Annotated in this window: 14 protein-coding genes; 6 read left to right on the top strand and 8 right to left on the bottom strand. The window is 75.2% G+C overall.

Features of this window, described 5'->3' with window-relative positions; all coding sequences use genetic code 11:
* Positions 1–233: hypothetical protein (locus KIK08_RS22105; protein ID WP_214405133.1), on the top strand; the 233-nt coding region annotated here is incomplete at its 5' end.
* Between the two features lie 202 nt (positions 234–435).
* Here the strand turns inward: KIK08_RS22105 and KIK08_RS22100 are convergent.
* The 4 genes from KIK08_RS22100 to rsfS are packed head-to-tail and all read right to left on the bottom strand — an operon-like array spanning position 436 to position 3,064.
* Positions 436–1,287, bottom strand: coding sequence for a DegV family protein (locus tag KIK08_RS22100; RefSeq protein ID WP_214405132.1), 852 nt, complete (start codon positions 1,285–1,287; stop codon positions 436–438).
* Between the two features lie 24 nt (positions 1,288–1,311).
* Entirely contained in the window at positions 1,312–2,043 is a 732-nt protein-coding gene (octT, locus tag KIK08_RS22095; protein ID WP_214405131.1) for a diglucosylglycerate octanoyltransferase, read from the bottom strand.
* Positions 2,040–2,663 (bottom strand): histidine phosphatase family protein, encoded by a 624-nt coding sequence (locus KIK08_RS22090; RefSeq protein WP_214405130.1) that lies wholly within the window; start codon positions 2,661–2,663, stop codon positions 2,040–2,042. The genes octT and KIK08_RS22090 overlap by 4 nt, the downstream gene beginning before the upstream one ends.
* The gene (gene rsfS, locus KIK08_RS22085) at positions 2,660–3,064 is read right to left on the bottom strand and encodes a ribosome silencing factor (protein WP_214405129.1); all 405 of its coding nucleotides are present in this window, start codon (positions 3,062–3,064) and stop codon (positions 2,660–2,662) included. The genes KIK08_RS22090 and rsfS overlap by 4 nt, the downstream gene beginning before the upstream one ends.
* 232 nt (positions 3,065–3,296) lie before the next feature.
* Between rsfS and KIK08_RS22080 the strand changes: the two genes are divergently transcribed.
* The 4 genes from KIK08_RS22080 (at position 3,297) to KIK08_RS22065 (ending at position 5,620) form a co-directional block, all read left to right on the top strand.
* The gene (locus tag KIK08_RS22080) at positions 3,297–3,674 is read left to right on the top strand and encodes an STAS domain-containing protein (RefSeq protein WP_214405128.1); all 378 of its coding nucleotides are present in this window, start codon (positions 3,297–3,299) and stop codon (positions 3,672–3,674) included.
* A 15-nt stretch (positions 3,675–3,689) separates the two neighbouring features.
* The gene (locus KIK08_RS22075; protein WP_214405127.1) at positions 3,690–4,124 is read left to right on the top strand and encodes an ATP-binding protein; all 435 of its coding nucleotides are present in this window, start codon (positions 3,690–3,692) and stop codon (positions 4,122–4,124) included.
* Between the two features lie 4 nt (positions 4,125–4,128).
* The gene (locus KIK08_RS22070; protein ID WP_214405126.1) at positions 4,129–5,007 is read left to right on the top strand and encodes a Vgb family protein; all 879 of its coding nucleotides are present in this window, start codon (positions 4,129–4,131) and stop codon (positions 5,005–5,007) included.
* Positions 5,008–5,134: 127 nt separating this feature from the next.
* On the top strand, positions 5,135–5,620 hold the full coding sequence (locus tag KIK08_RS22065) for a DinB family protein (RefSeq protein WP_214405125.1): 486 nt from the start codon (positions 5,135–5,137) through the stop codon (positions 5,618–5,620).
* A gap of 204 nt (positions 5,621–5,824) precedes the next feature.
* On the opposite strand, the gene nadD is transcribed toward KIK08_RS22065, so the two are convergent.
* Together nadD and KIK08_RS22055 are read right to left on the bottom strand one after the other, a co-directional pair.
* Positions 5,825–6,418, bottom strand: coding sequence for a nicotinate-nucleotide adenylyltransferase (gene nadD / locus KIK08_RS22060; RefSeq protein ID WP_214405124.1), 594 nt, complete (start codon positions 6,416–6,418; stop codon positions 5,825–5,827).
* Between the two features lie 39 nt (positions 6,419–6,457).
* On the bottom strand, positions 6,458–7,405 hold the full coding sequence (locus KIK08_RS22055; protein WP_308257798.1) for a sigma-70 family RNA polymerase sigma factor: 948 nt from the start codon (positions 7,403–7,405) through the stop codon (positions 6,458–6,460).
* 88 nt (positions 7,406–7,493) lie between these two features.
* On the opposite strand from KIK08_RS22055, the gene KIK08_RS22050 reads away from it, so the two are divergent.
* The gene (locus KIK08_RS22050) at positions 7,494–8,060 is read left to right on the top strand and encodes a dihydrofolate reductase family protein (protein ID WP_214405122.1); all 567 of its coding nucleotides are present in this window, start codon (positions 7,494–7,496) and stop codon (positions 8,058–8,060) included.
* A gap of 13 nt (positions 8,061–8,073) precedes the next feature.
* Here the strand turns inward: KIK08_RS22050 and KIK08_RS22045 are convergent, their stop codons facing one another.
* Together KIK08_RS22045 and KIK08_RS22040 are read right to left on the bottom strand one after the other, a co-directional pair.
* Positions 8,074–8,718 carry an alpha-ketoglutarate-dependent dioxygenase AlkB gene (locus KIK08_RS22045; RefSeq protein WP_214405121.1) on the bottom strand — a complete coding sequence of 215 codons (645 nt, stop codon included), beginning with the start codon at positions 8,716–8,718 and terminating at the stop codon, positions 8,074–8,076.
* A gap of 27 nt (positions 8,719–8,745) precedes the next feature.
* Positions 8,746–9,315 carry a TetR/AcrR family transcriptional regulator gene (locus KIK08_RS22040; protein ID WP_214405120.1) on the bottom strand — a complete coding sequence of 190 codons (570 nt, stop codon included), beginning with the start codon at positions 9,313–9,315 and terminating at the stop codon, positions 8,746–8,748.
* Between the last annotated feature and the right edge of the window lie 79 nt (positions 9,316–9,394).

Genomic DNA, 9,394 nt, shown 5'->3' with positions numbered 1-9,394 from the left:
CGCAGCGGCCCCTCCCCCGCCGGGCGGGGGGCGAGCAGGGCGACGGGCTCGGTGGGCGGATCGTCCGGAGGCGCGGGGCCGCCCGGTGGCGGGTCGGAGGGCCGCGCCGGCCGTGGCGGGCGCGGGCCACCGGGTTCCCCCGGCGCCCCGGACCGCCACGTCAGCGCCTCGCCATCGTGCCCCGGCAGGCGCGGGGGGACGACGGCGGGACGCAGGGCGGTGTCCAGGCGTGAAACCGACGGGGCCGGGTCGAGACGAACCATGTCCCCGACGCTAGGGCGGCACGAGGACGCCCGAGCGACGGATCGGTGCGGCTGTGGACAACTGCCCGATTGTGGATGGACGGGCGCCGCGAACCTCGCGCACGCCGTGCCCGTCGGCCGGGTGCGATACCGTCGAAAGGGGCTCCGACCTGCGCGAAGAGCGCCGTGGCGATCAGGTGTCGCGCGGCACCACGACGACCCCCAGCAGCCCCATCCCGACGTGCGCCCCGATCACCGCCCCGACCTCGGACACCAGCAGGCGCGCCGCCCCCGGCAGTCGCTCCCGCAGCCGCGCGGCGACCTCCTCGGCCCGCGCCGCCGCGCCGAGGTGGTGCACCGCGAGATCGACGGGCCCGTCGCCGGCGGCCTTGACCGCCAGCTCCACCAGCCGCTGGGCGGCCTTCGCGGTCGTGCGCACCTTCTCCAGCGGCAGGATCCGGCCCTGCGCCACGTGCAGCAGCGGCTTCACCGCCAGCGCCGTGCCCACCAGCGCAGCCGCGGCGCCGATCCGCCCGCCCCGGCGCAGCCGGTCCAGCGTCTCGACCGAGAAGAACATGCGGCAGCGCGCGGCGACGTCGGCCGCGGCGGACTCCACCTCGGCCGCGTCGGCCCCCGCCTGCGCCGCGTCCGCGGCGGCGAGCACCGCGAACCCCAGCCCCATCCCCGTGGCCTGCGAGTCGACGATCCGGATGCGGGCGGCGTCGACCTCCTGGGCGGCCTGGCGGGCCGCGTCCCAGGTGCCGGACAGCCCGCGCGAGAGGTGCACCGAGACCACCCCCGGGGCGCCCGCGTCGAGCGCGGCGCGGAACCGGCGGACGAACTCGGCCGGCGTCGGTCGGGAGGTCTGCACCTCGAGGGCGCGGTCGGCGAGGGCCGCGACGAGCTCGTCGGTGCCGATGTCTACGCCCTCCCGGCCCACCCGTTGCCCGAGCCGGACCTCGAGCGGGACGACCCGCACGTCACGGGCTTCGGCGAGGCCCTCCGGGAGGTAGGCGGTGGAGTCGGTGACGACGGCGACGTGCACGTCGAGGCACCCTAGTGCCCCAGCTCACATCCGCAGCGCCGGGCGCAGCACGGCGGCGCACCCGGCGCCGACGGCGGCGTGCGCCGACCAGCCCCAGTGCATGCCGTCGGGGTTGCCGTGCCCGCCCAGCACGTGCTCGGAGACCAGCGCGGCCAGGTCGAGCAGCAGCACCCCGGTCCGCCCGGCCCAGGCGCGGGTCGCCCGTTCGGCGGCCGGGCGCCCGCGGTGCACGTGGCCGTAGACGGCGGCCCGGTGCACCGGCGGGAGGACCGCGACGACCGGGATCCCCGGCCGCAGCGCCAGCACGGCGCGCCGGCACAGCTCCAGGTGGCGCACGGTCTCCCGGGGCGGCAGCGCGACCGGCCCGCCGCCGGGGAGGACCCGCGCGAAGGCCCTGGCCAGCACGGGCTGGGCGGCGTTGTACCCGGTGCGCACGGCGCGGCGCAGCCCGTCGGGGCGCAGCACCGGGATCAGCTCGCGCACGGCCGTCGGCAGCGGGGAGGGCAGCGTGTCCATCCCGCCCACGCCCAGCACGAGCGCGTCGACGCGGGGCACCAGCGCCCACACCCTCGGGTCGTGGGTGACCGCGTGCCAGGCGTGCCGGGCGGTCCAGCCGATCCCGGCCACCAGCTCGGCCCGCCCGCCCAGCTCGGCGGCGGCGACGTTGGGCCACAGCCGCGGCTCGTCGGCCGGCTCGGCCCGCCGCGGCCCGTGGAAGGCCAGCGAGTCGGCCAGGACCAGCAGCGTCGGGCTCAACCGGCGGTGCCGACGTTGTAGCCGGTCAGCCTCCAGCGCGGGTGGTCGTCGCGGCGGGCCAGGGTGGCCCAGCGGCAGTTCCCGAGCCCGCCGATCGACGGCCACGTCGAGGTGGGCAGGGCCATCAGCCCGCAGACCAGGCCCGCGATCAGCCCGCCGTGCGCCACCAGCACCGCGGTGGCCACCGGCACGTCGGCCAGCTCCTCCTCGACCTCGTCGACGACCGGCCGGCTGCGGCGCACGACGTCGATGCGGGACTCGCCGCCGGGCGGCGCCCACGCCGGGTCGGAGCGCCAGGTCGCGATGGCGCCCGGGTACTCCTGCTCGATCTCGGTGACGGTGCGCCCCTGCCACTCGCCCAGGTGCGTCTCGCGCAGCCGGGGGTCGAGCGCGACCGGCAGCCCGCACGCCCCGCCGACCTGCTCGGCGGTGTCGCGGGCGCGCCGCAGGTCGGAGCTGACGATCCGGTCCGGACCCACCTTGGCGATGTCCGGGGCGGCGGCCACGGCCTGCGCCACGCCGTCCGGGGTGAGCTGGGAGTCGATGTGGCCCTGCATGCGCCCGGCGACGTTGTAGTCGGTCTGGCCGTGGCGCAGCAGCACCACCATGCGCAGGGTCACCCGGCACCACCCGCTGCCCCGTCGGTCGCGCCGTCGGGGGTCTCCGCCTCCGGGAACCGGATGCGCGGGCAGTCCTTCCAGAGCCGGTCGAGCCCGTAGAAGCCGCGCTCCTCGGCGTGCTGGACGTGCACGACGACGTCGACGAAGTCGAGCAGGACCCAGCGCCCCTCCCGGGTGCCCTCGCGGCGGGTGGGCTTGGCCCCGTGCAGGCGCAGCTTCTCCTCGACCTCGTCGACGATCGCCTGCACCAGGCGCTCGTTCGGCGCCGACGCGATCACGAAGCAGTCGGTGATGACGAGCTGCTCGGACACGTCGAGCACGACGATGTCCTGCGCCTTCTTGTCCGCGGCTGCGACAACGGCCACGCGGGCCATGTCCAGGGCCTGGTCGGTGGCCGTCACTGTTCCCCTCTCCCGGTGGGCCTACCGGCCCGCCTCGTCGCGTCCAGTGTCCCAGGCGCCGGCGCGGGGGCCCCGCCGGGCACGGCGGCGCAGGTGTGGGAGGGCCCCCGGGTGGGGTACCACCGGACATGAGGCGAACAGGAGAGTCGGCATCGTCCCCCGGACAGCAGCGACCGCCGGGTCGCACCGTGCATCGGGTGGGCCATCCGGCGCCTCTGTACCCTCCGTCAGCATGAGTGGCCCGCTCGGTGGAGTTCCGCCCGCCGAACTGCTGATGACCGTCGCCCGGCAGGACCGGGGCGGCGCGCTCGTGCTCGCGATCCGCGGCGAGGTCGATCTCAGCACCGGCGGACGGCTGGCCGAGGCCGCGGGCGAGGTGCTGCGCGAGGCCGGCGGCCGCCCGGTCGTGCTGGACATGCTCGGGGTCGAGTTCCTCTCCTCGTCCGGCCTGGGCGTGCTGGTCTCGCTCAACGACGAGGCCCGCTCGATCGGGACGCCGCTGCGGGTGGTGGTCGACCAGGACCGCCCGGTCATGCGGCCGATCCGGACCATGGGCCTCGACGACGTGCTGTCGATCTTCGGCACGGTGGACGAGGCCCTCGCGGGCTGAGCGGGAGGGGTGCACGTGGCCGAGCCCGCAGCGGAAACGCCGGCCCCGGGCACCATCTCGATGGTGCTGATGGCCGATCCGGTCTCGCTGTCGGTGGTGCGCCAACGCTTCCGGGTGTGGCTGGCCGACCTGGCGTGGCCCGACGAGGAGGTGGACGACATCGTCCTCGCGGTCAACGAGGCCGTGTCGAACGCGGTCGAGCACGCCGACGCGCCCGGTTTCGCCTCGGAGGTGCGGGTGGCGGCGCGCCAGTTCAGCGAGTCCGACGGCGGTCGCCGGATCGTGGTGGGCGTGTCGGACAACCGGCGCTGGTGCCCGCCGGGCGTCCAGCGCGGGCTGGGCATGCTCATGATCCGCACCTGCATGGACGACGTCCGGTTCGAGTCGGACCACGAGGTCACGACGACGCTGATGACCAGCGTCAGGGTGGCGCCGCACAGGAGGGGATGAGCACGTGACCGTCACCGAGTTCCCGGTCGCCGAGGCCGGAGCCGGTCCGTACGGGGTGGTCACCGGGCCCGACGGGGCACTGTGGTTCACCCAGGTGCACGCCGGGCGCGTCGGCCGCCTCGCCCCCGACGGGACGGCGAGCGCCCACCAGCTCGACCCGGCGACCGGTGGCCCCTCGCTGCTGGCGGTCGGGTCGGACGGGGCCCTCTGGTGCACCGAGTCGCGGGCCAACCGCGTCCTGCGGCTGACCACCGACGGCGCGACGACGGCGTTCGACGTGCCCACCCCGGCCTCCGGCCCGTTCGGCATCACCGCGGGCCCCGACGGCGCGCTCTGGTTCACCGCGATGAGCTCCGACCGGATCGGCCGCCTCACCACCGACGGCGACATCACCGAGTTCGAGCTCCCCGACGCCGGTGGCTTCCCGTCGATGATCGTGACCGGCCCGGACGGCGCCCTGTGGTTCACCCTGAACCAGGCGGGCGCGATCGGGCGCATCACCACCGGGGGCGAGATCACGACGTTCCCGCTGCCCACCGCGGACGCCGGTCCGGTCGGCATCACCACCGGCCCCGACGGCGCGCTGTGGTTCGTCGAGATCCTCGCCGGGCAGATCGGCCGGATCGACGTCGACGGCGCGATCACCGAGTTCGGGCTGCCCGACCGCGAGGCGCGCCCGCACGCGATCACCGCGGGGCCCGACGGGGCCTGCTGGTTCACCGAGTGGGGCGCCAACCGGGTCGGCCGGATCGACGCGGAGGGGCGCATCGGTTCCGTCGAGCTGCCGACACCCGGCTCGGAGCCGCACGGCATCACCACCGGCCCCGACGGCGCGCTGTGGGTCGCGCTGGAGATCGGCGCCCTGGCCCGGCTGGAGCCCTGACCCCGGCTCCCGCCCCGCGGCGCTGTGCACAGTGACCTGGGCCGACGGTGCGGAAACGCCTGCTGAGCTGCGAAGACGCCGGGGTGCGATTATCGGTGGCTCGGCGCCCAGCCCTAGATTCAGCTCCGTGCACGCACTCAGCGACGGCTCGCGCCCCGCATTCGGCAGCGGCGGCGAGGTCGCGACCCTCGTCGAGTTCCTCGGGTACAAGCGGGAAGCAGTCATCGGGAAGGCACTCGGTCTTCCCGAGGACGCAGCACACCGCCCCGGCGTGCCGTCCGGCACGAGCCTCACCTGGTTGGTCAAACACCTGACCGTGGCAGAGCGGTTCTGGTTCGCCGGAAGCGCGATCGATGACATGCGAACGGCCTCCGCGCTCACCGGTGGCGACACCGTGCCCGACCTGGTAGCGAGCTACCGGCGCGCCGGACAGGAGTCCGACGCGGTCATCGCCGGATGGACCGATCTCGATCAGATCGTCGAGACGCCGGCGAACGGCCGTCCACGCTGCACCGCACGCTGGATCATCCAACACATGATCACCGAGACGGCCCGCCACGCGGGCCACGCCGACATCCTGCGCGAGCAGATCGACGGAACGGTCGGCCGATAGGCGCACGCGTCCGGTCCTGACCACGTCCTCGGTCGCCCGCGATGTCCATGCCCACGGTCAGTACGCCTGCGGGTCCAGGCACACGATCCGGTCGTACTCGCTGCGCCAGTCGGACATGCGGCCATGAGGGCTCCCCGCACACGCCGGTGTGCCGGGTCCAGGAGTCGGGATGCGCCATTACCGAGGTCGGTCGGGACCGCGTGGTCAGGGCGCCTGCTCGCGGTAGAGCCGGCGCTTCGAGATGTACTGCACGACGCCGTCGGGCACGAGGTACCAGACCGGGTGGCCGCCGGCGACGCGGCGGCGGCAGTCGGTGGAGGAGATGGCCATCGCGGGCACCTCGACCAGCGTCACCGCCCCTTCCGGCAGGTGGTCGTCGCCGAGCGTGTAGCCGGGGCGGGTGACGCCGATGAAGTGGGCCAGCTCGAAGAGCTGCTCGAACTTGTGCCAGGACAGGATCTGCGCCAGCGCGTCGGCGCCGGTGATGAAGTGCAGCCGGGCGTCGGGGTACTCGGTGCTCAGATCGGCCAGGGTGTCGGCGGTGTAGGTGGGGCCGTCGCGGTCGACGTCGACCCGGCTGACCGAGAACCGTGGGTTGGACGCGGTGGCGATGACGGTCATGAGGTAGCGGTCCTCGGCCCGGCTGACCTCGTGCTCCGACTTCTGCCACGGCTGACCGGTGGGCACGAAGACGACCTCGTCGAGCCCGAACCGGTCCGCCACCTCGCTCGCGGCCACCAGGTGGCCGTGGTGGATCGGATCGAACGTCCCGCCCATCACGCCGATCTTGCGCTGCACCGCCGAAGCGTAGACAACAGGGAGCCCGTCCGGGACTCCTCAGCGGCCGTGATCTCCCTCCGGCGGGGTGGCCGGGAGCGCGAACGCCGCGAGCACGGCGGGGTCGGCGAAGACCGTGTTGCGCGCGATCCGGCCGCCGGACACGTCCAGGACCTGCAGCGTGTGCAGCCGTAGGCCCTCGGGGCCGGGCGCGTGGGCGACGAGGGCGGGCTGGCCGTTGGCGCGGGCTGGTCGCATCCGCCAGCCCGTGCCGCGGCGGGTGAACACGTGGGCGATGAACCGGCCGTAGTCCTGCCGGCCGCGGTACCAGAGCGGCACCGGCGGCATCTCCAGCACGGCGTCCTCGGTGAGCAGCTCGACCAGCGCGGCGACGTCGGCGGCCTCGAACGCCCGGACGTAGGCGTCCACCGCGGCCCGGGTGGCCGGGTCGTCGGGTTCGGCCAGGTCCTCCTCCGCGAGCGCGCGCACGGCCACCGCCGAACGGGCGCGCTGCAGGGCGCTGTTCACCGCCGCGACCGACGCGCCCAGCTGGGCCGCCACCTCGGCCGCGCTGAACTCCAGCACGTCGCGCAGCACCAACACCGCGCGCTGGCGCGCCGGCAGCAGCTGCAGCGCCGCGACGAACGCCAACCGCATGCCCGCCCCGGCGTCGGGGGACGGCTGCAGCCACGGCACGTCCAGCACCGGCACCAGCGGCGCCTCGGGGTCCGTGCTCGGCGCTCCCAGGCCCGAGGGCAGCGGCCGCCGGGCGCGGCTGCGCAGCGCGCTGAGGCAGGCGTTGGTCGCGATCCGGTAGAGCCAGGTGCGCACGGAGGCCCGGCGCTCGTCGTAGCGCTCCCGGGCCTTCCAGGCCCGCAGCAGCGTCTCCTGGGCCAGGTCCTCGGCCTCCTGCGGGGAACCGAGCATCCGGTAGCAGTAGGCCACCAGCTCGCGCCGGTGCGGCCCGGTGCGGGCCGCGAAGTCGGCCTCGGCCGTGATGCTGCTCACCGCGGCATCCTCGCCCACCGATGAGTCCGGTCGCCCGCGCCGGTACGTACCTCGACCGCGCCACCGGGGCGCGCGACGAGGAGCCGACATGGGACGAGTGGTCGTGGTCGAGTTCGTGACGCTGGACGGGGTCGTGGAGGACCCGGACGGGTCGTGGGGGGCGCCGGGGGGTGGCTGGGCCTTCCGGCACGGCCCGGACGCCGTGATCGGCGACAAGTTCGACCTGGGTCCGATGCTGAGCAGCTGCGCACTGCTGTTCGGGCGCGGTACGTGGCAGCTGTTCTCCCGGCGCTGGCCGGCGCGCAGCGGCGACTTCCCGGACGCGATGAACGGGGCGGCGAAGCTGGTGGCCTCCCGCACGCTGACCGACGTCGGCGACTGGAACAACTCCTCGCTGGTCGACGGCGACGCCGTCGCGGCCGTGCCCGGGCTCGCCGCCGGGCGCGACGTCGTCGTGATCGGCAGCACGAGCCTGGTGCACCAGCTGGCCGCGCGGGACCTGGTCGACGAGTACCGGACGCTGGTGTTCCCGACCGTGCTCGGCCGCGGCCGGCGACTGTTCGCCGAGGGTGGCGCCGGCGTCGAGCTGCGGCTGACCGCCGTCCTGCACCGCGGACCGGCGGTGCTGATGGTCCACGAGCGCCTGCGCGGGTAGCCCGCGCCCCGGGTCAGCGCGGGTAGGCGTGCCGGAACTGCACGCTGACCCGGGGCGCCGCGGCCCGCACCTTCGGCACCGCGTGCTGCCAGGTGCGCTGGCAGGAGCCGCCCATGACGAGCAGGTCGCCCGGACCGGGCAGGAACCCGACGCCCTCGCCGCCGCCGTGCGGGCGCAGCCGGAACGGCCGCACCGCCCCCAGCGACACCAGCGCCACCGTCGCGCTGGGCAGCTCGCGGGCGACGCGGTCGCCGTGCCAGGCGACGCTGTCGGCGCCGTCGCGGTAGAGGTTGGCGCCGATCTGGGTGAACGCGACGTCGTAGCGCCGCCCCAGCAGGGCGGCCATCTCGACGAGCTCCGGCGGCGGGGCGTCGTCGGACCGGGGGTCGGCGCCGTCGTCGAGGACCCAGCGGTGGGTGAGCCGGGGCTCGGCGACGATGCCGTCGTACATGCGCACGCGGCGCTGCGGCCCCCACGGCACCTCGTCGAGCAGCCGGGCGAGCAGGCCGTCGGCGCCGGCGCACCAGCCGGGGACGACGTCGACCCAGGCGCCCTCGGTCAGCTCGTGGCGGCGCAGCCCGGTGAACGCGGGGTCGAGCCGGACCCGCGCGTCCGCGCCCTCGAACAGGGACGGCTGCCAGGCCAGGTCGGAGCTCATGGGCTCCAGGCTAGCCCGTTTCGAACATCAGTTCGAGTGCGAGTTCCGGTCCAGCGCCCGGGCCAGGAAGCTCAGCTCGCGGTGCATGGCGGCCTGCTCGTCCTCGGTGTGGCGGGCCACGGAGTGCCGGTAGCTGACCGCCGAGGCCAGCAGCTGGGCCGCGGGCTCGACGTCGGCCCCCACCCCGCCCGCGGCCTCGATGACCGCCTTGACCTGCGCGACCACCCGGTCGTAGCGGGCGTTGAGGGCGTCGAGGACGTCCGGGTGGGTGTCGGCCTCGCGCCACAGCAGGTGCGACAGCACGGCCGACGAGTCGAGCGCCCGGTCGAGCACGCCGACCAGCCGGTGCAGGCTCTCCTGGAGGTCTCCCGCCACGACGACCTCGGCCATCGGCACCGCCTCGTCGGGCAGGCGCCCGACCAGCGCGGCGAGCAGGTCGGGCTTGCGCTTGAAGTAGTAGTGCACCAACCCCTTCGGCACCCCCGCCCGCTCGGCGATGCGCGACGTGGGGGTGGCGTCGAAGCCCGCCTCGGCGAACAGCTCCTCCGCCGCCTGCAGGATCCGCTCGCGCGCGGAGTCCTCGGCCGGTCCGGTCATGCACCCACTCGTTCCATCGGAGCCATCATCGCGCGCGGGCCCGCACCCGGACGCGTCGGAGCGGCCGCGACGGGATCGC

The organism is Pseudonocardia lacus, from assembly GCF_018531445.1.
Classification (GTDB): domain Bacteria; phylum Actinomycetota; class Actinomycetes; order Mycobacteriales; family Pseudonocardiaceae; genus Pseudonocardia; species Pseudonocardia lacus.
The sequence above is the reverse complement of the archived record's forward strand: the minus strand, read 5'-3'. Positions and strand labels throughout refer to the sequence as shown.